We start from the raw sequence: 21,575 nt of genomic DNA on the forward strand, positions 1-21,575 counted from the left end.
GCGAACTCCCTTCAGCGCGCCGTGTCGAGTTCGTCGAGACGCCGCCCGAGTTCGACGCGGGAGCGGATACCGAGCTTGCGGTAGACCCTGCCCAGATGGTGCTCGACCGTTTTCGCGCTGATGAACAGTTTGGCGGCGATCTCCTTGTTGGGTGTCCCAGCCGCTGCGAGCTCGGCGACCCGCTGTTCGGCCGGGGTCAGCGTGTGTCCGCCGGGACCGGCGTCCCTGGCCAGCTCGGCATGGGCTCGCTGCACCCACAGCACCGCGCCCATCCGGTCGAATTCGGCGCGCGCCTCGTCGAGCAAGGTGACCGCGGCCTCCTTGCGGCGCTGACGCCGCTGCACCTGACCGGCCAGCAGCCGCGTGCGAGCACGTTCGAACGGCATCGGCAACCGCTCGTGGTGGACCAGTGCCTCATCGACGGCGGCCTGCGCGGCGTCGAGATGTCCCTGGGCGGCCAACAGCATGGCGCGGCAGCGCAGGCTCGCGGCCACCATCCAGCTGCGGTCCAACCGGCGGCCGTTGTTCTCCAGCATCTTGATCAGCGGTTCGGCCTCGTCGAGCCGGCCGATCGCGATCATCGCCTCGGCGGCGTCGGGGAGGTAGCCCGCGCCCATGATCTCGATCTCGGGCAGCAGCTGCAGACGCTCGATCAGCGGCGCGAACCTGGTGTAGGCCGCGTTGGGGTCGCCACGGGACAGTTCGAGGAATCCCAGTGTCTTGATCGGCCACTCCTCCATCCGGGGTGAACCGGCTCGTCGCGCTGCTTCCAGCGCGGTCATCGCGTCGGCGCGCGCGGATTCGACCTGTCCGAGGTGGGCCAGGACGGAGGCGCGCACGCTGAGCGGAATGAGCGCCACGTTGTCCCCGCCGAGCTGCGCCGCGCGTTCGACCGCTTCGTCGGCCAGCGCCCGCGCCGTGGCCAGTTCTCCGTCCCACAACTCGATCAGGGCCCCGTAGGACGCGACCGCCATCATGTTGCGCTCAGAGCCGCGCTCCAGACACCGGGTCCGGACCGCCGCCATCTGCCGGCGCGCGTCACCGAGGTGGCCGGTCCAGGCGCGGACCAGGGCCTGCACCGCGGAGGCGCGGAACGGGATCGGCACGTCGTCGTCGTAGTCCTCGAGCTCCAGGGCACGCCGCAGTGCGTCTTCGTCGACGCCGTTGCCGAACAGGAAGTTCGCATGCACCCACAACGCGAGCGCCTTGCTGATCACGCCGGGCACGCCGAGTTCTTCGGCGATGTCGGCGGCGCGGCGCGCGTTGCGCAGTGAATCGTCGAACAGACCGACTTCGGAGGTGCCCTCGGCGAACGAACCCATGCCCTGGGCGAAGGACAGGCTCATCAGGGTCTGGACGAACACCGCCGGTGCGGCCTCGGCATCCTCGGCGGCGCTCTTGAGTGCGTCGCGCGCCTCGCTGAATCGGTTGGCGTACATCAGGATTCCGGCCAGCAGGTTCAGCGCTATGGCCCGCAGCATCCCCGGTCGCAGTCCGCCGACGGTGTCCTGCAGCAGTGTCAGCGCCCGGGTGGTGGCACCGGCCTGGAAGTGGTCCCCCGCCGCGCGCACCCGACGCCACGGCTTGTCGCCGCCGAGCCCGATCGCCAACTCGGCCAACTCGGCTGCGGCCGCCGGCGCTCCGCGTGCCCGCGCGGACTCGGCCGCCGCGTCGAGCACCGCCAGGGTCGCGTCGTCGGCGGTGGTGGTCGCCAGTGCCAGATGGCGCGCCTGCAGTTCCGGACGCTCCTCGAGGCCGGCCAGGACACGGTGCATCTGGCGACGCCGCGCCGGGGCCGCCTCGGCGTAGACACCGTGCGCCAACAGCGGATGGGTGAACCGGACCCGGCCGTCCTCGACGTGCACGACACCGTCGCGCTGGGCTGAGGCCAGGCGGACGGCAAGTTCGTCGGGGGTACGGCCACAAGCTCGCGCCAGCAGATCCACGGTCGGCTGCGCGACGCTGGCCGCCGCCAGCAGTACCTCGCGCACGTCGTCGTCGAGGCCGTCGGTACGCAACCGGACCAGGTCGGACAGCGTGCCGGGCAGGCGCGGTTCGGTGTCGTGCGGGCGTTCGTCCATCGCCCGCGCGAGTTCCAGGGCGAACAGCGGGTTACCGGCGGACACCGCGGCGATGCGCGCCATGCTGGGCGCCGGCGGAACCCGACCCAGACGGTCCGAGATCAGCGTGCGCAGGGCGCCGACCGGCAACGGGCCCAACCGGATTCGTGTGAGGCGACCGCCGAGCTGCAGCCATGACTGCGTGGTGCCCGCGCCCGGTTCGCAGCGTTCGGTGACGAGGAACCCGATGCGGCCCCTCAGCCGTCGCACCGCGAAGGTCAGCACCGCGGCGCTGGACGGATCGAGCCACTGCGCATCGTCGAGGGCGATCAGCACCGGTGTCCGCATCGCCACCGCTTCCATCACCGTGACCAGGCCGGCGGTCACCACCCACTGATCGGTGGGGGGCCCATCGTTGCCGGCCCGGAACAGCACGCGGTCCAGAGCCAGTCGCTGCATCTCGGGCAACGCGGTGTAGTCGTCGGACTCGATGTCACTCAGCAGGTCGGCAACGGCGGCGTACGCGAGCATCGACTCGGCCTGCCCGACCCGCGCCGAGAACACCTCGAACCCGCGACGGCGGGCCTGCTCGAGCCCGCTCAACCACTGCGTGGTCTTTCCGATACCGGCTTCGCCTTCGAGCAGCAGGGCCGCGGGGCGTTCGAGCGCGCACTGGAGCAAATCAGCAACGGCTCGCTCTTCGCCGATCCGGGTGACCACGGCTTCCATCACCCGACCATGGTCGCATCGGCAAACTCGCTACGGAGTCTGAACGCAGAAGTCGTCAGACCAGCGGGCGGCCGGTGCGGATGCGCCAGTCCAGATCTTTGAGCAGGACGTTGAACGGGAATTCGCGGACGAACTTCGGCGAGATGTTGTTGACGAACCGCAGGGCTGCCATGAGCCTGTCGAACCGTTTCTGACGCTTGGCATCCCAGGGCAGTCGCATCTCGTCGCGGAAGCGTTGCGGCAGGAACCCGGTGGTGATCAGCAGCGCCAGCGACTCGGTTCGCCGTTGCAGCGACCTGGGCAGGGTCAGACCCCGCAGCCGGGTGACCGCGATCGGATACAGGAACTCCCGCACGGTGTCGTCGATGTGCACCTTCTCGAGCTGTTCCTGCCAGTACTCGTCGAAGGCTTCGCGGTCGGCCGGCCACATCTCGTCGTCGACCTGGAGCATGGTGGCCAGCGCACGGCCCTGCTCGTAGAGGTGGTCGGCCCGAGCCTCGTCGAGGTCGCCGACGAACAGCCGGTTCACGTCGACGACACCCTTGTAGAGGCAGGCGCCGACCCACAGCTGCAGATCCTTGTCGAACGCGTGGTACTTCACCGGGCTGGTCTCGGTCGAATAGACCTGGGCGTGAGCGCCGTTGACGGCGCGGCGGAACGCGAGCTTCTGCGCGTCGGTGCCACTGGTGGACACGGCCAGGTAGGTGAACGTGGTGCGGGCCCGCTTGACCGGGTGCCGATCGATGCGTCCGCTTTCCACCCGGCTCTCGGCGACGCCGTATCCCACGCCGGGGCGGGCGAGCTGCATGATGACGTTCGCGGGGCCGGCCAGCAATCCGAGGCCGAGCATGCCGTCGGCGCGAGCCAGACTCCGCTTGCTGGGCCGCACCTGGCCCGTCAGGTCGCTCATCGGCCGCTCCACCACGGGGAGATCGCTCCGGACGGCCGGCCGACTCTCGCGGTGAGCCTCAGGCTGCGCTGCCTCGTTGACCGTCACGGCCACTCCTCTCAGAACCCGACGCACCAATTGTGCGAACGCTTGTTTCCTGATATTGCTCCGCGTTGGCACAGCTGTCAATATGGGTTCATGGCCCAGGTCCGTCCGTACCGCGGCGTCGACGCTGTCCAGCGCATCGCCGAGCGCAGGCACAAGCTGCTCGAAGCCGGATTGGACCTCCTCGGCGGGCAGCCGGCCCCGGCGGACCTGACCGTGCGGGCGATCTGCTCCCAGGCCGGACTGGCAGCGCGCTACTTCTACGAGAGCTTCGTCGACAAGGACGAGTTCGTCAGCGCAGTGTTCGACTGGGTGGTCGCCGACATCGCCGCCACCACCCAGGCTGCGGTGGCCGCCGCACCGGCCCGCGAACAGAGCCACCAGGGCATGGCCAACATCGTGCGAACGATCTCCGAAGACGCGCGGGTCGGACGGCTGCTGTTCAGCATCCACCTCACCAATCCCGTGGTGGTGCGCAAACGTGCCGAGTCGGGCGCCCTGTTCGCGCTGCTGTCGGGTCAGCACGCCGGCAAGGCACTGCAGGTGAGCCCCAGCGAGCAGATCAAAGCCGCCGCGCATTTCGTCGTGGGCGGGGTCGGCCAGACACTCAGCGCCTGGCTGGCCGGCGAGGTGACGTTCACCCCCGAACAACTCGCCACGCACCTCGGCGCGCTGATCGACCGGCTGGCCGATCCGTCGCTGTACGTGCCGCGGGGCTAGCTACTGGCCGGCACCCTGCGGTCGGCCGCCGTCTTCGGCGTGGTGACGGTGTCGATCTCGCTGAATTCCTTGGTCCAGCACGCGAATTCGAGCGTGATGCCGTCGGGATCGAGAAAGTAGAACGACCGGACGTAGACGCCCGGGTGCACCGTCGGCGAGACCTGCATCTTGCTCTCGTCGTGGTTGAGCACCGGACCGACGCGCACACCCTTGTCCTTGAGCCGCTGCCGGTATTCGTCGAATTTGTCGGCCGGGACGTGGAACGCCAGGTGGTTCATCGTGCTCACCGCGCTGACGATGTCGCCGATGCCGGGAATCGCCTCCGGTGACGAGATGCCCGGCACCCGGTCGGGTGCGTCGGCGAACCAGAAGAACGCCACACAGTCCCCGTTGCCGGCGTCGAAGAAGAAGTGCTGCCCCATGCCCGCGGGCAGATCCAGCGACTTGACCAGCGGCATGCCCAGGATCCCGCTGTAGAACTCGACGGTCGCGCGCATATCCGAGCACACCAGCGCGACGTGGTTGATTCCGCCGAGCTCGAACTCAGTGTTGGTGTTGTGCGGCTTGATCACGATCCCGCCTCCCTCACTGGGGACTGAATCTAACATCGGGGTTGCCCATCAGAGCGTGAAACGAACGACCCACCGACGAGGAGGCCGGACCTCCATGACCGACATCGACCGGGAGTTCATCGGTCTGGATTCGACCACCGCGCATCGGGCCGGTTCAGGCGGGCACCCCTGCCAGGGCCTCTACCACCGCCCGGCCGGCAGCAAGCCGAGGATCGCGATGATCGCCGCGCATTACCAGATCGATTTCTCCGAGCACTACCTCGCCGAGTACATGGCCGAGCGCGGCATCGGATTCCTCGGCTGGAACACCCGCTACCGCGGCTTCGAGAGCAGCTTCCTCCTCGACCACGCGCTGGTGGACATCGGCGTCGGCGTGCGCTGGCTGCGAGAAATCGAGGGCGTGGAAACCGTGGTGCTGCTCGGCAATTCGGGCGGCGGCTCGTTGATGGCCGCCTACCAGGCCAACGCGCTGCACAGTCACGTCACACCCCTGGCCGGCATGCGGCCGGCCGCCGGGCTCGACGACCTGCCCCCGGCTGACGGGTACGTCGCGACCGCCGCCCATCCCGGCCGGCCCGACGTGCTGACCGCGTGGATGGACGCCTCGGTGGTCGACGAAAATGACGCGGCGGCAACAGATTCGGACCTCGACCTGTTCAACGAGCGCAACGGTCCACCGTACGACGCCGAGTTCGTGGCGCGCTACCGCGCCGCGCAGGTGGCGCGCAACGACGCGATCACCGAATGGGCGGAGGCGGAGCTCGCCCGGGTACGTGCGGCCGGGTTCTCGGATCGGCCGTTCACGGTGATGCGCACCTGGGCAGATCCCCGCATGGTGGACCCGACCCTGGAGCCGACGAAAAGGCCGGCCAACGCGTGCTACGCCGGCGAGCCGGTCAAGGCCAACCGATCCACCTATGGCATCGCCGCGGCGACCACGCTGCGCAACTGGCTGGGGATGTGGAGCCTGCGCCACGCCCAGACCCGCGCCGAACCGCATTTGTCCCGAATCGACTGCCCCGCGCTGGCGGTCAATGCCGAGCAGGACACCGGCGTGTACCCGTCGGATGCGCAACGCATCTACGACGCGCTGGCCGGCGCGGACAAGACGTTGCGCACCATCGACACCGACCATTACTTCACCACTCCGGGCGCCCGCGCCGAGAAGGCCGACCTGATCGCCGAATGGATCACGTCTCGGTGGTGAACGTCCTGGCCCACTTCGTGCCGACCCCGAAGGTCACCGAATTCCTTGCACCGCACACTGATTGGCTCGATGTTCGGTTCTGCGCCGAAAACGACGACGAGGCCTTCGACGCCGAACTGCCGGCCGCCGAGGTGATCTGGCACGTACTGCGGCCGCTCTCCGGCGACGACCTGGCACAGGCGCGGCATCTGAAGCTGGTGCACAAGCTCGGCGCCGGGGTCAACACCATCGACGTCGAAGCGGCCACCGCAGCCGGCATCGCGGTGGCCAACATGCCCGGTGCGAACGCCCCGTCGGTCGCCGAAGGGACGGTGCTGCTCATGCTGGCCGCGCTGCGCCGTCTGCCCGAACTGGACCGAGCGACCCGCGCCGGCCGAGGGTGGCCGTCGGATCCCACCCTGGGTGAGACCGTCCGCGACATCGGCGGCTGCACGGTCGGGCTGATCGGCTACGGCAACATCGCCCGCCGGGTCGAGCAGATCGTGGCGGCGATGGGCGCCGAGGTGCTGCACACCAGCACCGGCGACGATGGCCATCCCGGCTGGCGCAGCCTGCCGGCCCTGCTGGCCGCCAGCGACATCGTGTCGATTCACGTGCCGCTGACCCGGAACACGCACGCACTCCTGGACGGCGCCGCGCTGGCGGCGATGAAGCCCGGCGCGGTCCTGGTCAACACCGCGCGCGGACCCATCGTCGACGAGACCGCCCTGGCCGATGCGCTGCGCCGCGGGCATCTGGCTGCGGCCGGCCTCGACGTCTTCGCCACCGAGCCCGTGCCGGCCGACAATCCGCTGCTGGGACTGGACAACGTGGTGCTGACCCCGCACGTGACCTGGTACACCGCCGACACCATGCGCCGCTATCTCGAGCTCGCGGTCGACAACTGTGCGCGATTGCGCGACGGCCGTGCACTGATCCACCTCGTGAACGGGCCGGCGGGGTAATCTCGGCACCAACCAACCGGTTGGGACCAGCCACGACGAAGTGGAAAGGTGCAGTAGCTATGCCCATCGCGATCCTCGAGGAGCACAACGACCTCGCCGACTCGGTCCGCTCGTTCGTGGAGCGGGTGGCGCCGTCGGAAGTTCTGCACGACGCCCTCGAGAACCCGATCCCGAACCCACCCCCGTTCTGGAAGGCCGCGGCCGAACAGGGTCTGCCGGGCGTCCACCTGTCCGAGGCTGTCGGCGGCCAGGGCTTCGGCATTCTCGAATCCGCCATTGTCGCAGCAGAATTCGGTTACGGTGCGGTTCCCGGACCGTTCGTGCCGTCGATGATCGCCAGCGCGCTGATCTCCGCGCACGATCCGGAATCGGCACTGCTGAACGGGCTGGCCTCCGGTGAGGTCATCGCCGCCTACGCCATCGATTCCGGGCTGACCGCCACCCGCCATGGCGACGGACTCGTCATCCGCGGCGAGGTGCGCGCGGTGCCCGCCGCGGCGCAGGCGTCGCTGCTGGTGCTGCCCGTCGCGATCGAGTCGGGCGAGGAATGGATCGTCCTCGACGCCGAGGCGCTCGAGATCGAGCCGGTTCCCAGCGTCGACCCGCTGCGCCCCGTCGCTCATGTTCGGGCCAACGCCGTCGAGGTCGCCGAGGACCGCGCGCTGGGCCGGTTGAACCGTGAGCTGGCGCGGGCGTTGATCACCACTCTGCTGTCGGCCGAGGCGATCGGCGTGGCCCGCTGGGCCACCGACACCGCGGCCGGCTACGCCAAGATCCGTGAACAGTTCGGGCGGCCGATCGGCCAGTTCCAGGCCATCAAGCACAAGTGCGCAGGGATGATCGCCGAGACCGAGCGAGCCACGTCCGCGGTGTGGGACGCCGCGCGCGCCATCGACGAGCACCTGGCCGACCGTGACGCCGACAGCGCCTACGAGTTCGCGGCCGCCGTCGCCGCCACGCTGGCCCCGGTGGCCGCCCAGCACTGTGCTCAGGACTGCATCCAGGTCCACGGCGGCATCGGGTTCACCTGGGAGCACGACACCAACGTCTACTACCGCCGCGCACTGGTACTGGTCGCGTCGTTCGGCCGCGCGTCCGAGCACGCGCAACGCGTCGTCGACCTGGCCACCACCCGTGGCATGCGCACGCTGACGATCGACCTTGATCCCGACACCGAGAAACTGCGTGACGAGATCCGCGCGGAAGTCGCTGCGCTGAAGGAGATCCCACGCGAGCAGCGCAACGCCGCGATCGCCGAAGGCGGTTGGGTGCAGCCGCATCTGCCGGCGCCGTGGGGGCGGGCGGCCAACCCGGTCGAGCAGATCATCATCGCCCAGGAGTTCACGACGGGTCGGGTCAAGCGTCCGCAGATGGGCATCGCGGCATGGATCATCCCCTCGATCGTGGCTTTCGGAACCGACGAACAGAAGGAGCGTTTCCTGCCGCCCACATTCCGCGGCGAGATGATCTGGTGCCAGCTGTTTTCCGAGCCCGGGGCCGGTTCCGACCTGGCCAGCCTGACCACCAAGGCCACCAAGGTCGAGGGTGGCTGGCGCATCACCGGGCAGAAGATCTGGACCACCGGGGCGCAGTACTCACAGTGGGGTGCGCTGCTGGCCCGCACGAACCCGGCGGCGCCGAAGCATGCGGGCATCACCTACTTCCTGCTCGACATGGCCAGCGAGGGCGTGGAGGTCAAGCCGCTGCGCGAGCTGACCGGCAACGCGATGTTCAACACCGTGTTCATCGACGATGTGTTCGTGCCCGACAGCATGGTGCTCGGCGAGGTCGACCGCGGCTGGGAGGTCAGCCGCAACACGCTGACCAACGAGCGGGTCTCCATCGGCAGCAGCGAACCGCCGTTCTTGCCCAGCCTCGACAAGTTCGTGGAGTTCGTCGCCGAGGGCCACTTCGATCAGGTGGGTCACCACCAGGCAGGCATCCTGATCGCCGAGGGGCACGCCGCGAAGGTGCTCAACATGCGCTCCACGCTGCTGACCCTGGCCGGTGGCGACCCGATGCCGGCCGCCGCGATCTCGAAGCTGCTGTCGATGAAGACCGGGCAGGGCTATGCGGAGTTCGCGGTGTCGTCGTTCGGCACGGACGCCGTCATCGGCGACTCGGGGCAGGCCACCGGGGTCTGGGCCGACTACCTACTGGCCAGTCGCGCCACCACGATCTACGGCGGCACCTCGGAAGTGCAGCTCAACATCATCGCCGAACGTCTGCTCGGCCTGCCCCGCGACCCGTAGGCGGTCAGTTCATGTTCCATGCACGACCGTAGGTCGTGACGGAATCACCGGTGTCGGAGACCAGTCTGGCGAAGGGCCGCAATGTGACTCCCCCCGCGACTCCGGTGAGTGTCCCGTGCGCGTTCGCCACAGCAGCGACTCCCGACGGGCCGCTCACCGCCGATTCCATGGTGGTGACGTCGCCGACACCTGGACCGTTACTCAGGTCGACAGCGATCGATCCACCCGGCAGAAGCGGGGGTGTCACCGCAGCTCCGATGGGGAAGTCGCTGCCGGCCCAGTTCCACTCCTGATAGTTGGGCGTGGTGTAACTGAAGTTCAGTCCGACGCTCATCGCCCAGGGTGCATAGAGCTGGTAGCCGAGTTGCATGGTGCCGTTGAAGTCTTCCGCGCCCGGGCCACTGACCTCGTACTTGATCCGGCCGTTGTGGAACCATTCCCGTGTCAGCCTGTTGCGGTCCAGCGGCGCAACGCCATTGAGGAAAGTGTCCCACTGTTGGACTGTCAAGGTCCGCCCCTGGGAATCGATGATGGACAGTTCGTCGTCCAGCCCGGCGTGAGCGACGCCGGTACCGGTGACGAGGCCGAGGATCAGGCACAGTGCCCCGATGAAGCCAACGGCTTTGAGTTTCAACTTTTCCTCCGGATCAGGTTGATCGGTCACGACGATGTATCGAGCGGAACGCGTGTGCGCACCTCCGGCGAGGGGACCCATGCCGGGTCGCCGTCTGGAAGCAGGTGATGTTCCGAAACGGGTGAGTGCGACGAAAGGTCGGTTCAGTGCCGAGGCGCCACCAGGGGCGGCACGATCCCAGACTGGTTGTCCGACTGGGGAACTGAGCGTCGCGCTGTGCCGGCGCCGCGCGCTTCGTCGGCGTACCTGCGCCACCGCCCGCGCGCGGGGTGTCCGGCCGGTCCTTCACATCGGGTCAAGGCGGGCAGAAGCTCGACGATCCGCGCCACGTCATCGAACCCGGCGTACCGCTGCGTCCATTGGCGGAGTTGCACGATGGTTGCGTTTCGCAGCGGGATGCCTTGTTCCAGAGCGCACTTGAGCATGTTTTCGACCGCGGCGATGTGTTCGCCGGCTCCGAGGTCGACATACAGCCAAAGGATCTGAGTGTCGGCGAGAGACGACTGCAACTCGCCGGCAAGGCCCCATGCCAGATCGTGGTCCGATATCCACGCATCCGTTTGCGCCTTGTCCTCAACCATGTTGGGTGAGAAGAGCTTTGACGGCGTGTCACACCTCTTCCGATCCGCATTCCGATTCCGCACGCGCGGCAGGGACCCGTCTGGTACGTGGCGCCGTTGTGGCGTTGTCGCGTTGTAGCGCATAAAGTTTCGTCCTGTACAGAGGGATGTGCGGTGATCGCATTCGCGGGTGACGCGGGCGGATCAGGTCGGCCCGCTCACGGTGCCGACCGTCTCTTACGCTGAATTTAGTGGGCTGTCACACACCTGGGAATTGCTCAATGCGTGAAATACACGGGCTGCGTTCGCCGAAAACGAGGAACCCGCCACCTCGGCCGCCTCACATCGTCATGCCGTGCCTGGGTAGGTCCTGACCTCATGCCGGCTGATATGGATGCGCCGATTCCTTCGGCATCGTTCGCATGTGTCCCGGAAACCATACGCGGCTCGAGCCGGACGGGTGGTGTCGCCGCGGGCTATCGGCAACATGTTCGCCGAACGAGCACCGCGGACCTGGCCGCCACGGCGCTCGCCTACAGCGGGGAGAACCTGCCGTATCCCCCCTGGAAGAAGAGCAAGGGTTGTCCACCGCCCGCAACGTCGAGATCGAGGACCTTTCCGTACGCCACGTAGTGGTCCCCGGCTTCGTAGACATCGCCGAGCTCGCAGTCGATCCATGCGACCGCACCGTCGATGATCGGAGAGCCGAAGTCACTGTCTCGCACCGTGATGCCGGCGAACTTGTCGATCCCCTTGGCGGCGAACTGGCGACAGACGAACTCCTGGTCCGCGCTGAGGACGTTGACGCAGAACCGGCCGGCCGCCTTGATCCGAGGCCAACTCGTCGATCCCTTGTCCGGAAAGAAGGCGATGAGCGGCGGATCCAGCGAGACCGAGGTGAACGACCCCACCACGAAGCCGGCACGGTGGCCGTCCGCATCGGTGGCGGTAACGGCACAGACCCCGGTCGGATACTGCCCCAACACCTTGCGGTACCACAGGGGATCAGACGCTCTCGACTCGGTCATATCGCTCCTCAGCTCTAAATACCGACTGATTGGTATGTTAATGGCCTGATCGCTCCGTCACAAGCCTGGATCGAGGCGGTCCGGCGGCCGCAGCGTGCGATCGGGCCCGTCCACAGGTGTGTCGCTGAACCGGACGGCCGGTCGAGCTCCGAGATACCGATCGGCACCCTGTCCGAACTCCCGGAAGAAGTCGACCGCGCGAAGGTGCTCGTCGTCGAAGAGCTCATCGAGCGTCTGGACGCGGGACACGGGTACGTCGATCTGCTCGAAGAGTTCCAACCACGCCGCTGTGCTGCGAGACGTCAGTTCCTCGGCCAGCAACGCATAGAGAGCATCGATGTTGCGGTTACGTGCCTCCACGGTCCGGTACTCGTCGAGTTCGAGCAGATGTCCCTTGCCGACCGCGCCGAGGAAGCGGCGCCAATGACCCTCGTGGTAGACAACCACGGAGATGTACCCGTCCGCGGTGCGGTAGGGACGCCGATATGGCGAGCGCATCCGCGCGTACCCGGTGTCGCCCTCGGCGGGGATGAACGCGCGGCCACCCCACTGTTCCATCAGGTTGAAGGCCGCCATGGTCTCGAACATGGGCACCTCGACTGCCTGTCCGATCCCGGACCGCGCAGCCGAGAAGAGTGCGGCGACCACTGCCATCGCCGCGGTCAGTCCGACCACCTTGTCTGCGATCGCCGTTGCGACATAGGTGGGTTCGCTGTGCAGACCCTGCAACCACGCCAAGCCGCTCATCGCCTGGATGGTGTCGTCATATGCCGGGCGACCGCCGTATGGCCCAGTGCTTCCGTAGCCGGTGATGGCCAGGTGAACGATGCGGGGATTGAGTTCACGGACCCGCTCGGGGGAGATGCCGAGTCGCGCGGCCGCCGACGGTCTCATGTTGTGCACGAGGGCGTCGACCTCACCGATGAGCTCATCGACCGCGACGCGCCCGGACTCTTCCTTGAGATTCAGTACGCGGGTGGACTTTCCGCGGTTGCACGCGACGAACACCGACCCCATACCCGATTCCCGGCTCACCCCGAGACTGCGGGTGATGTCTCCCCCCGGCGCCTCGATCTTGATGACTTCGGCCCCGAGGTCGGCCAGCTGCAGCGTGCAGTAGGGGCCGGAGAAGGTGGTGGACAGGTCCAGCACCTTGGCTCCGGCCAGCGGCCCCGACACTATCGCCCGGTTGTGGGGATGCCCGGCTTCTGCTCCCAGGCCTGCGACCCTTTTCGGCCCAGCGACCACATCTGAACACCGCGTTCGACCTCGACGGCCGCCGCCCAGGACAGGCCCCGGTCCAATTCGACCGTCGCCGAGAGCTTTATGCGGCGTGCCAACTCCGGATCGGCCGCAGGTAGACGGCACAGGCCCAGCGCGGTGTCGAGCAGTTCATCTTCGGGAACCGCAGCCCACGCGAACCCGCGCGCCACCGCCTCTTCACCTGACAGGGCAGCGCCACAGACCGCCATGGCGACGGACTGCTGGTATCCCATCGACCGGCCCAGCATGCGCAGGTGGCCGCCGCCCGGGTGGATCCGACGCGCCAAGAATCCACTGTCCAGCACGGCATCCGGTGTCACCAGCATGATGTCAGCGGCCATCGCGAGGTTCAGCCCGGCGCCGACGGCACCGCCCTTGACCAGAGCGATGGTGGGCACCGGCAGCATCCCTACGCGGACGAAAGAGCCGTAGACCGCAGATGTGCGGGCAACCGCCTCGGGTGAGGCGGGAGCATCGGAGTTCGCCGCCAGATCCCGCGTGTCGGCCCCACTGCAGAAGTAGGTGCCCGCCGAATCGACGATCACCGCTCCGATCGAGGTGTCCGACTCGACCCGATGGCAGAACTCGGCAATCTGCTCGGTCATCGGAATCGTGATGGCGTTCTTACGCTTCGGGTTGACCAGGGTCAGCCGTGCGATTCCGTTCTCGATGCTGACGTCGACGCGTGCCTCGTCACTCATGGCGGTGCTCCTTCTTCGTTGTGCCGGCCACGTGCCGGTCAGTGCTGTCCGGTGATCAGTTGCCACAGGTTCTGCCCGCGTGCCAACTCGCCGAGACACTGGTGCCAGTACCGCTCGTTGCCGTATTCGTCGCGCCACGCCCACAACCGGGTCGTCAACGCTCCGAGCACATGCTCCTGTGTGAAGCCGATGGCTCCGTGGCTCTGGTGCGCGGCGGCGGTCACGGTCCGGGTCAGGATCGCGGTCTCGGCTTTGGCTGCGGCCACCAGCATCTCGGCGGAATCCGGGTCGTCCAGCATCGCCATGGTCGCCGCTGTCGCTGCCACCTGCATCGCGGTGGCATCAGCCGCCATCCGCGCGACAGCGTGCTGCACGACTTGGAACTTCATCAACGGCCGACCGAACTGGACCCGCTCAGCGACGTACTGCGCCGTCTGGTCCACGATGGCCGCGGCGACACCCGCCGACGAGATGGCACGGGCGAGCGCCCCGCGAAGCTGCCACCCGCGGAGCGCGCCGTCTTCGACCTGTGCGCCGGCAGCAGGCAGGACCTGGTGCAGGACAACCGAGTCGCGCGGCTCGCCGGCGAGGTTCTCCCCTGTCGTGACCGTGACGCCAGGGCCATTCAGTGCGATCACGTACAGCATCGCGGTCGAGCCCGGCACCAGCACCACAACCGACTCGCAGTCCCGGGCGAAGGGAACACGGTCCAACCGGCCGCTGACCGATTGGGAATCGACGGTGAGCTCGCCGTGAGCGGCGGTGAACGGCCCGTCAGGCAGATTCAGCCCCGCGTGGGCCAGCGCTGGTGCGGCGATGAGCGCCGCCTCGGCGTACGGGACACGGGCGGTGGTGAGTTCGTTGAGGACAGTGGCGGCGTCCAGCAGATCGCCGCCTGCTCCGCCCACCGATTCCGGCGCGCAGAGCCCGATGAACCCGAGCTTGTCCAGCTCGTCCCACAAGCCCCGGTCCAACGTCGGATAGGGGCGAGCATCGACCGCCAGGTGGGTCGTGGACACCGCCCGCGCGGTATCGCGGAGGTCGTCGAGGTGCTCGTGCATATCAGTCATCGGTGCGCTCACAGTCCCTTCGCGATGATGGAGCGGAGGACTTCGTTCGTGCCTCCGCGCAGGGTGAAGGCGGGCGTGTGCCGAATACCGTCGACCAGGAGGTCATCGAACGTTGTTGCCGCCGAGCCAGGTTCGGTCATCGCCATGCGGCGTACCGTGTCGACGAGGTCGCCTTCGAACGTGGTGCCGAGGTCTTTGACCAATGCCGCCTCGACGGCAGGCTGTTTACCGGTGGCCAGTTGGCGCGCAACGCCGAGCGACATCTGGCGCAACACGAGCAGCCGGGATACCACCCGGCCGAGTTCCAGCGTCGCCGGCGCATCGTCGGTGTCGATGGTGCTGCTCCACGCCGCCAGCAACGGGAAGGGACTCAGGAAGCGTTCCGGACCGGAGCGCTCGTTGGCCAACTCTCCGGTGACCTGCTGCCATCCCGCGCCACGGGTACCGAGCAGCGCGTCGGCCTCGAAGACCGCATCGTCGAACACCACCTCGTTGAAATGGTGCTCGCCGTCGACGGTGATGATCGGATTGACGGACACACCATCGTTGGGCAGGTCGATCAGGAACTGTGACAAACCCTGGTGCCGTTCCCCGTCGTCGGTGCGGGCAAGAAGGATCATGTTGGTTGCGACGTGCGCCGACGTCGTCCACAGTTTGGTTCCGGTGATGCGCCAACGGGTTCCGTCCTGCACTGCCCGGGTGCGTACCGACGCGAGGTCCGACCCGGAGTCCGGCTCGCTCATCCCGATACCGAAAAAGCGCTCGCCGCGGGCGATACCGGGCAGATACTTGTGCTTCTGCTCCTCGGTGCCATGGCTGAGGATCGAGGGGCCCATCTGCCGATCTGCGATCCAGTGCGCCGCGACCGGCGCGCCGTGCGCGAGGAGCTCCTCGGTGACGACGAACCGCTCGAGCGCGCTGCGTCCGTGTCCTCCGTACTCGACCGGCAGCGTCATGCCCAACCAACCCCGCTCGCCCAATCGACGGCTGAACTCTGTGTCGATGCTCGACTGCCAGGCATCGGCTTTCGGCACGAAGTCACCATTGTCAATGGACTCGCGCAGGAACTCACGAACCTCGGCACGGAGCGCGCGCAACTCCTGCGTGTCCACCGATGCAGGCACCAATGTCGTTCGCACGTGAAGTCCTCTCTGGTCGAGCATGCGACGTGAGCCGCCCTGTGTCGGGAACACGACGGCGGTGACACCGACCTGAGTCGTGGGCTCACCGCGGACCACCTACATACCGGTCGGTATGCGACGAACCTAGCACACGACCCGCTTGGGTCAAGGCACCGATGACGCGGGCGCAGTCGGCGGCCGCACCCGCAAAACCAGTGCTCCCAGCGGTCTATCAGAGAGTCTTGGCAACCTCTTCGCGCTCTCCCGATGAGTGGGCCGCGCCTTGCACCGACATAGAGCACAGCACCGACCACCAGGCTCACCGACCATGCGAGACGGACACTACGGTCGAGACGTCGATGCCGCCGTACCGGCCCTGCGCATAGGAAAACCGGCCCCGCGCCATCCTGCACCGTCGGGTCCCTTGCACGACCTCTTTCTTCCTAAGCCGCTGCACCGCAATGCCATTGAGTGCCTTCTGCCGCTCCGCGGCAGAAGGATCAGCTGCCTGCCCCGGGCGAGATGTAGACGTCGTCGGTCAGGAATTCACCGCTGAACCACCGCTGCGGGCGCATACGGACGATCACGGATTCCGGCTTGAAGTCGTTCGCGGCGTAGTGGGCGCCGCGTGTCGGGCCCAGGTAGTGCACCGCGAGTTGGTGCACCCACTCCTGTGTCGCCGGCTCGACGGAGGTCACCGGTCCCTCGACGGTCACGTACCGGTAGGGCAGGTCCTGCGATTGGGACGACAGGGAGAAACGGCCGGCAGCACGCATCAACCGTAGTTTGACCGAGTCGGCGTAGGTCCAGACGGACACGTCACCGTCCACGTCGTAGCGGTACCAGACCGGCACGTTCAGGGGGGCGCGGTTTTCCCACTCCACCGCGACGACTCCGACCCGCGGCTCGGCGAGGAACGTCTTTCTGCGCTCATCCGGCATCGTCGTCATCGCATCCCTTTCAGTGTCTTTCGGTCTGGAGAATCCGGTGTCAGTCGCCCACGCGCTCGAGAAGGAGCGCGTTGGCCATTCCGCCTGCTTCGCAGATGGTTTGCAGGCCTCGGCGCCCGCCGGAGTCCTCCAGTGCGTGCAACATCGTGGTGAACAACCGGCATCCGGAGGCGCCGAGGGGATGTCCGAGAGCGATCGCGCCACCCCGCGGGTTGAGTTTGTCCGGATCGGCCCCGATCTGCGCGAGCCAGGCCAACGGCACTGAAGCGAACGCCTCGTTGACCTCGTAGTGGTCGATCTCGTCGATGGTGATACCCGATCGTTTCAACAACGACTCGGTGGCGGGGATCGGCGCGGTGAGCATCATCAGTGGATCGTCGCCGCATGCGTACATGCCGGTGATGGTCGCGCGCGGCCGCAGGCCGAGCCGCGCAGCCGCGCGCTCACTGGCGATGAGCACCGCGGATGCACCGTCGGTGAGCTGAGAGGAGCTCGCCGGAGTGATCCGCCACTGCAGATGGGGGAACCGCTCGGCGTACTCGTCACTACGGAAGACGGTCGGCAGGGCGCTGATCGCCTCGGCGGTGGTGCCGGCCCTGATCGTCTCGTCGCGCGTGACAGAGGTTCCCTCGCCCGTGCGCACCGGGACGATCTCGCGGTCGAAACAGCCGGCCTCAGCCGCGGCGGCGGCCAGCCGGTGTGAGCGAACCGCGAAGGCGTCCAACTGTTCTCGCGTCAGATTCCACTGGGCGGCGATGAGCTCGGCAGCTACCCCCTGCGAGACCAGGCCAGGTGCGTAGCGGTCGTTCACCGACGGTCCGATGAAGTCGGCTCCCTGTCTGTTCGACCCCATCGGCACCCGGCTCATGGACTCGACGCCGGCGGCGATCACGAGGTCGTACTGGCCTGACATGACGCCCTGCACTGCGAAGTGGATGGCTTGCTGACCGGAACCGCACTTCCGCTCGACCGTCACAGAGGGGACGTGTTCGGGGAAGCCCGCCGCCAACCATGCCATGCGGCCGACCGTGCCCGACTGTTCCGCCGACTGGGTGACGCACCCGACGATCACGTCGTCGACCTGTCCCGGGTCGATGCCGGTGCGCTCGACGAGGCCGGACAGGATCTGCGAGAGCAGTTCCACCGGGTGCAGATCGGCGAAGACGCCGCCGACGCGTGCGCGTCCCATCGGCGACCGAACGGCTTCGACGACCACTGCTGAATCCATGGGTGGCAGCACCTTTCACTTCGGTCGCGCGCGGCTGTCCGCATACGGGCTCAAACGAACCGGTCGGTATGTAAGGTAGACGCCGGGTGACACCGTGGTCAAGTACGTGCCCGCAGTCGCCAGGCATACGTTGCCGGAAACGGGGAACCCTCCCCGAGTGACCAACGACCGTGACTTTGTCGAGAAGCGGCTCTCGAAGCCGGGAGTGGCGCGCGCGGCGATCACCTACGTCGGCGCCGTTGTCGCCGTGGCCGGGGTGGTGTTCGTCTACTTCCTCGTCGCAGCGCGCGACTCGGAGTTCACCGCGTGGCTGGTGCCCGCCGTGTTCCTGGCCGGCGGCATCGGGGCCTTCGTGAAGACCTACCGCGAGTGGCGGGCCGACCGCGGCTGGGCGGCCTGGCAGGGCGCGGGGTGGTTCCTGCTGCTGATGGTTCTGGTGACGCTGGCCGTCCCCGGAATGGCGACGCTGGCGGGCGGCGTCGCGTAGTCCGCTCCCCTACTCCACCTCGATCTCGCGCAGCTCGCGCTTGAGGATCTTGCCGGTCGGGTTGCGCGGCAGCTCGTCGAGGAAGACGACCTCGCGCGGCACCTTGTAGCGGGCCAGGTTCTCGCGCACGTAGGCCTTGACGTCGTCCTCGGTGATCGATGCGCCCTCGACCTTGACGACGAACGCCCGCAGCCGATGACCCCACTCCCTGTCCTCCACACCCAGGGCGGTGGCTTCCACGACCTCGGGGTGGCCGCTGATGCAGTCCTCGATCTCGGCGGGGAACACGTTTTCGCCACCCGAGACGATCATCTCGTCGTCGCGCCCGCTGACGTAGAGCAGATCGTTCTCGTCGAAGTAGCCGACGTCGCCGGAGGACATCAGGCCGTCGACGATCTGCTTGTGACCGCCGCCGGTGTAGCCCTCGAACGGGAAGAAGTTGCCGACGAAGATGCGGCCGACCTCACCGCGCGGCAGCTCGTTGCCGTTGTCGTCGAGGATCTTGACCTTCATGCCCTTGACGACCGGCCCGACCGTCGCCGGGTTGATCGAAAGGTGCTGTGGGCCGGCGATGGTCGCATAGGCGACCTCGGTGGAGCCGTACAGGTTGTACACCACCGGTCCGAGGTCTTTCAGCGCGCGGGTGGCCAGTTCGGCGCCCAGCTGCGAACCCGACACGAAAACGATGCGCAGCGACGACAGGTCCGGCTTCGGGCTGGCCTTCTCCAGTTCGTCGAGCATGCGCGACAGCATCACCGGGACCACCACGATGGCGGTGACCTTGTGCTTCTCGATGTCGGCCAGCACGTGGGCGGCTTTGAACCTGCGCCGCAACACCAGGGTGGTGCCCAGCATCATCGCGATGGTGGCGTGCAGGAAACCCAGCGCGTGGAACATCGGCGCCGGCAGCGACGTGATCTCGTTGGCCTTGAACGGGACCGCGGACAAGATGCCGCCGATCGGCGCGAGCGACGGTGGCGCGCTGCGGTTGGCGCCTTTCGGGGTGCCGGTGGTTCCGCTGGTGAGGATGATGATCGATGCGTGTTTGGTGGCCTTCGGCGCGGGCCCGGCATTGGTGCGGGCGATCAGTTCGGCGAGCGTCTCGTCGGTGCTGCCCGACGGCTCCGACTTGTCGGGGTTGACGCCCAACGCGCGCAGCTTGCCCAACTCGGGTTCGGCCTGGGAGACCGCCGCGCAGTACTCGTCGTCGTAGATGACCAGCTTGCCGCCCTCGCGCTCGTTGACCTCTTTGATCTGCGGGCCGGAGAACTCGCTGTTGAGAAGGATGATGCGGGCGCCCACCCGCGCGGCGCCGTACAGCGCGACCAGAAACCACCGATGGTTGCGGGCGAGGATCGCCACGCCGTCGCCACCCTTGACGCCTTTGGCGAGCAGACCGTTGGCCACCGCGTGGGCGGCGTCGTTGAGTTCACCGAACGTCATCTCGCCTTCCTCGTCGATGACGGCGGTGCGGTGCGGCCAGCGACGCGCGTTGAGGGCCGGGATCATGCCGAACTCACCCCAGCGCCGGATGTCGGCGAACAGGGCTGCCATGTCCTGCGGCGCTTCGAGTCTCAACGCGCCGGCCTCGAACATCTTGCGCGCGTAGTGCAGCTCGGCTGAACCACGATCAACGTAGGTACTCACCGACTGGGCAAGCTTGGCTGCAGTCTGCGTGGAGAGATCAGCGAGCTTTGACATGCGACAACTTTAGGGGACAACGGTTGCTGTCATTCCCGGAACCGGCGACAGCCGGCGACCGGCCCCTACCATCGAAGGCATGGCCGCCCGGCAGGAGTTCGACGTCGGCGGCACCCCTGTGCCGATCACCAATCCCGACAAGGTGGTCTTCGGCGAACTCGGCCTCACCAAGCTGGACTTGATCCGCTATTACACCGCTGTCGCCGACGGTGCGCTGCGCGGCGTCCGCGACCGTCCGATGATCCTCAAACGCTTCGTCAAAGGCATCGAGGTCGAGGCGGTCTTCCAGAAGCGTGCACCCGAGAACCGTCCCGACTTCGTCGACGTGGCCGAACTGAAGTACGCCTCTGGAACGTCGGCCAAAGAAGCGGTGCTGCGCGACGCCGCGGGTCTGGTGTGGGCGGTGAACCTCGGCTGCGTGGACCTCAACCCGCATCCGGTGCGCGCCGACGACCTCGACCATCCCGACGAGTTGCGGGTCGATCTGGATCCGATGCCCGGGGTGGGGTGGCGCCAGATCCTCGATGTCGCGTTCGTGGCTCGCGAGGTCCTGGAGGACCACGGCCTGACGGCATGGCCGAAGACCTCCGGGTCCCGCGGCTTCCATATCTATGCGCGCATCCACCGCCGCTGGCCGTTCAAGGCCGTCCGGCTGGCCGCCGAGGCTGTGGCCCGCGAGGTCGAGCGGCGTGCTCCGGAGTCGGCCACTGCGCGCTGGTGGAAGGAGGAGCGGCACGGCGTTTTCGTCGACTTCAACCAGAACGCGAAGGACCGCACGGTCGCGTCCGCGTACTCGGTGCGCGCGACGCCGGACGCGCGGGTCTCGACTCCGCTGCTGTGGTCGGAGGTGGCCGACTGCCGGCCCGAGGAGTTCACCATCGCCACCGTGCCGCGGCGCCTCGAGCTACTCGGTGATCCATGGGAGAGCATGGACGACCATCCGGGTGCGCTCGACGCGTTGCTCGACCTCGCCGACCGGTTGGGACCGGCCGAGAAGGCGCCCAAGGGTGCGCGCCGCTCGACCGACGGGCGACGTCAATCGACCATGCCGTTGATCGAGATCGCCCGGACGAAGACCAAGGACGAAGCGCTGGACGCGTTGCAGCAGTGGCGCACCAAATATCCCGCGGCATCCGAAAAGCTCGAGCCCGCAGATGTTCTCGTCGACGGTATGCGGGGGCCCAGTTCGATCTGGTACCGGATCCGGATCAACCTGCAGCACGTCCCCGAAGAACAGCGGCCACCGCAGGAAGAGTTGCTGGCCGACTACAGCCCTTGGCGCAACTACACCGGCGCGCAGCAGCCGTTTCGCAATTGAAATCGCCGACAAGTTTGCTGCCGACATTCGGCACAG

At 67.4% G+C, this 21,575-nt stretch carries 19 protein-coding genes; 6 read left to right on the forward strand and 13 right to left on the reverse strand.

Annotation, left to right across the window (positions count from 1 at the left end; genetic code table 11):
- Window positions 1–11 precede the first annotated feature (11 nt).
- The gene (locus ACQI46_RS04080) at window positions 12–2,789 is read right to left on the reverse strand and encodes a LuxR C-terminal-related transcriptional regulator (RefSeq protein WP_427092807.1); all 2,778 of its coding nucleotides are present in this window, start codon (window positions 2,787–2,789) and stop codon (window positions 12–14) included.
- A gap of 55 nt (window positions 2,790–2,844) precedes the next feature.
- Complete coding sequence (locus ACQI46_RS04085; RefSeq protein ID WP_427092635.1) at window positions 2,845–3,699, reverse strand: oxygenase MpaB family protein; 855 nt, start codon at window positions 3,697–3,699, stop codon at window positions 2,845–2,847.
- Window positions 3,700–3,876: 177 nt separating this feature from the next.
- Between ACQI46_RS04085 and ACQI46_RS04090 the strand changes: the two genes are divergently transcribed.
- A complete protein-coding gene (locus tag ACQI46_RS04090; protein WP_427092636.1) occupies window positions 3,877–4,503 on the forward strand; it encodes a TetR/AcrR family transcriptional regulator in 627 nt (208 codons plus the stop codon).
- Here the strand turns inward: ACQI46_RS04090 and ACQI46_RS04095 are convergent.
- Entirely contained in the window at window positions 4,500–5,075 is a 576-nt protein-coding gene (locus tag ACQI46_RS04095) for a VOC family protein (protein ID WP_427092637.1), read from the reverse strand. The two genes, ACQI46_RS04090 and ACQI46_RS04095, sit on opposite strands and share 4 nt — an antisense overlap.
- Before the next feature lie 94 nt (window positions 5,076–5,169).
- Between ACQI46_RS04095 and ACQI46_RS04100 the strand changes: the two genes are divergently transcribed.
- From ACQI46_RS04100 to ACQI46_RS04110, 3 genes are read left to right on the forward strand one after another with little or no spacing between them, the layout of a single operon-like run.
- Window positions 5,170–6,282, forward strand: a complete 1,113-nt coding sequence (locus tag ACQI46_RS04100) for an alpha/beta hydrolase (protein WP_427092638.1) — start codon at window positions 5,170–5,172, stop codon at window positions 6,280–6,282.
- The gene (locus ACQI46_RS04105) at window positions 6,261–7,226 is read left to right on the forward strand and encodes an NAD(P)-dependent oxidoreductase (protein ID WP_427092639.1); all 966 of its coding nucleotides are present in this window, start codon (window positions 6,261–6,263) and stop codon (window positions 7,224–7,226) included. Before ACQI46_RS04100 ends, ACQI46_RS04105 begins: the two co-directional genes overlap by 22 nt.
- A 59-nt stretch (window positions 7,227–7,285) precedes the next feature.
- Window positions 7,286–9,478 (forward strand): acyl-CoA dehydrogenase, encoded by a 2,193-nt coding sequence (locus ACQI46_RS04110; RefSeq protein ID WP_427092640.1) that lies wholly within the window; start codon window positions 7,286–7,288, stop codon window positions 9,476–9,478.
- A gap of 4 nt (window positions 9,479–9,482) precedes the next feature.
- Here ACQI46_RS04110 and ACQI46_RS04115 read toward each other — a convergent pair whose 3' ends face one another.
- From ACQI46_RS04115 to ACQI46_RS04155, 9 genes are all read right to left on the reverse strand, one after another.
- Window positions 9,483–10,112, reverse strand: a complete 630-nt coding sequence (locus ACQI46_RS04115; protein WP_427092808.1) for an MspA family porin — start codon at window positions 10,110–10,112, stop codon at window positions 9,483–9,485.
- Window positions 10,113–10,255: 143 nt separating this feature from the next.
- The gene (locus ACQI46_RS04120) at window positions 10,256–10,693 is read right to left on the reverse strand and encodes a hypothetical protein (RefSeq protein WP_427092641.1); all 438 of its coding nucleotides are present in this window, start codon (window positions 10,691–10,693) and stop codon (window positions 10,256–10,258) included.
- A gap of 512 nt (window positions 10,694–11,205) precedes the next feature.
- Entirely contained in the window at window positions 11,206–11,700 is a 495-nt protein-coding gene (locus tag ACQI46_RS04125; protein WP_427092642.1) for a flavin reductase family protein, read from the reverse strand.
- A 57-nt stretch (window positions 11,701–11,757) separates the two neighbouring features.
- Window positions 11,758–12,879 carry a CaiB/BaiF CoA transferase family protein gene (locus ACQI46_RS04130; protein ID WP_427092643.1) on the reverse strand — a complete coding sequence of 374 codons (1,122 nt, stop codon included), beginning with the start codon at window positions 12,877–12,879 and terminating at the stop codon, window positions 11,758–11,760.
- Window positions 12,879–13,664, reverse strand: a complete 786-nt coding sequence (locus ACQI46_RS04135; protein WP_427092644.1) for an enoyl-CoA hydratase-related protein — start codon at window positions 13,662–13,664, stop codon at window positions 12,879–12,881. Before ACQI46_RS04135 ends, ACQI46_RS04130 begins: the two co-directional genes overlap by 1 nt.
- Before the next feature lie 38 nt (window positions 13,665–13,702).
- A complete protein-coding gene (locus ACQI46_RS04140; protein ID WP_427092645.1) occupies window positions 13,703–14,734 on the reverse strand; it encodes an acyl-CoA dehydrogenase family protein in 1,032 nt (343 codons plus the stop codon).
- Between the two features lie 8 nt (window positions 14,735–14,742).
- Window positions 14,743–15,897, reverse strand: a complete 1,155-nt coding sequence (locus ACQI46_RS04145; RefSeq protein ID WP_427092646.1) for an acyl-CoA dehydrogenase family protein — start codon at window positions 15,895–15,897, stop codon at window positions 14,743–14,745.
- A 458-nt stretch (window positions 15,898–16,355) separates the two neighbouring features.
- A complete protein-coding gene (locus ACQI46_RS04150; protein ID WP_427092647.1) occupies window positions 16,356–16,805 on the reverse strand; it encodes a pyridoxamine 5'-phosphate oxidase family protein in 450 nt (149 codons plus the stop codon).
- 40 nt (window positions 16,806–16,845) lie between these two features.
- Window positions 16,846–18,033: a thiolase family protein gene (locus ACQI46_RS04155; RefSeq protein WP_427092648.1), complete on the reverse strand. Its 1,188-nt coding sequence runs from the start codon at window positions 18,031–18,033 to the stop codon at window positions 16,846–16,848.
- Window positions 18,034–18,190: 157 nt separating this feature from the next.
- Between ACQI46_RS04155 and ACQI46_RS04160 the strand changes: the two genes are divergently transcribed.
- Window positions 18,191–18,520 carry a hypothetical protein gene (locus ACQI46_RS04160; RefSeq protein ID WP_427092649.1) on the forward strand — a complete coding sequence of 110 codons (330 nt, stop codon included), beginning with the start codon at window positions 18,191–18,193 and terminating at the stop codon, window positions 18,518–18,520.
- Window positions 18,521–18,529: 9 nt separating this feature from the next.
- Here ACQI46_RS04160 and fadD2 read toward each other — a convergent pair whose 3' ends face one another.
- Entirely contained in the window at window positions 18,530–20,221 is a 1,692-nt protein-coding gene (gene fadD2 / locus ACQI46_RS04165; RefSeq protein WP_427092650.1) for a long-chain-fatty-acid--CoA ligase FadD2, read from the reverse strand.
- A 79-nt stretch (window positions 20,222–20,300) separates the two neighbouring features.
- Between fadD2 and ACQI46_RS04170 the strand changes: the two genes are divergently transcribed.
- On the forward strand, window positions 20,301–21,539 hold the full coding sequence (locus tag ACQI46_RS04170; RefSeq protein ID WP_427092651.1) for a DNA polymerase domain-containing protein: 1,239 nt from the start codon (window positions 20,301–20,303) through the stop codon (window positions 21,537–21,539).
- Window positions 21,540–21,575: the final 36 nt, after the last annotated feature.

This window comes from Mycobacterium sp. SMC-4, assembly GCF_050205565.1.
Lineage (GTDB): Bacteria > Actinomycetota > Actinomycetes > Mycobacteriales > Mycobacteriaceae > Mycobacterium.

What these genes read in the sequence shown, in the direction of transcription:
- ACQI46_RS04080 (WP_427092807.1), bottom strand. Translation starts at nt 2,789, where the DNA reads ATGGAAGCCGTGGTCACCCGGATCGGCGAAGAGCGAGCCGTTGCTGAT.
- ACQI46_RS04085 (WP_427092635.1), bottom strand. Translation starts at nt 3,699, where the DNA reads ATGAGCGACCTGACGGGCCAGGTGCGGCCCAGCAAGCGGAGTCTGGCT.
- ACQI46_RS04090 (WP_427092636.1), top strand. Translation starts at nt 3,877, where the DNA reads ATGGCCCAGGTCCGTCCGTACCGCGGCGTCGACGCTGTCCAGCGCATC.
- ACQI46_RS04100 (WP_427092638.1), top strand. Translation starts at nt 5,170, where the DNA reads ATGACCGACATCGACCGGGAGTTCATCGGTCTGGATTCGACCACCGCG.
- ACQI46_RS04105 (WP_427092639.1), top strand. Translation starts at nt 6,261, where the DNA reads ATGGATCACGTCTCGGTGGTGAACGTCCTGGCCCACTTCGTGCCGACC.
- ACQI46_RS04110 (WP_427092640.1), top strand. Translation starts at nt 7,286, where the DNA reads ATGCCCATCGCGATCCTCGAGGAGCACAACGACCTCGCCGACTCGGTC.
- ACQI46_RS04120 (WP_427092641.1), bottom strand. Translation starts at nt 10,693, where the DNA reads ATGGTTGAGGACAAGGCGCAAACGGATGCGTGGATATCGGACCACGAT.
- ACQI46_RS04125 (WP_427092642.1), bottom strand. Translation starts at nt 11,700, where the DNA reads ATGACCGAGTCGAGAGCGTCTGATCCCCTGTGGTACCGCAAGGTGTTG.
- ACQI46_RS04135 (WP_427092644.1), bottom strand. Translation starts at nt 13,664, where the DNA reads ATGAGTGACGAGGCACGCGTCGACGTCAGCATCGAGAACGGAATCGCA.
- ACQI46_RS04140 (WP_427092645.1), bottom strand. Translation starts at nt 14,734, where the DNA reads ATGACTGATATGCACGAGCACCTCGACGACCTCCGCGATACCGCGCGG.
- ACQI46_RS04145 (WP_427092646.1), bottom strand. Translation starts at nt 15,897, where the DNA reads ATGCTCGACCAGAGAGGACTTCACGTGCGAACGACATTGGTGCCTGCA.
- ACQI46_RS04150 (WP_427092647.1), bottom strand. Translation starts at nt 16,805, where the DNA reads ATGACGACGATGCCGGATGAGCGCAGAAAGACGTTCCTCGCCGAGCCG.
- ACQI46_RS04155 (WP_427092648.1), bottom strand. Translation starts at nt 18,033, where the DNA reads ATGGATTCAGCAGTGGTCGTCGAAGCCGTTCGGTCGCCGATGGGACGC.
- fadD2 (WP_427092650.1), bottom strand. Translation starts at nt 20,221, where the DNA reads ATGTCAAAGCTCGCTGATCTCTCCACGCAGACTGCAGCCAAGCTTGCC.
- ACQI46_RS04170 (WP_427092651.1), top strand. Translation starts at nt 20,301, where the DNA reads ATGGCCGCCCGGCAGGAGTTCGACGTCGGCGGCACCCCTGTGCCGATC.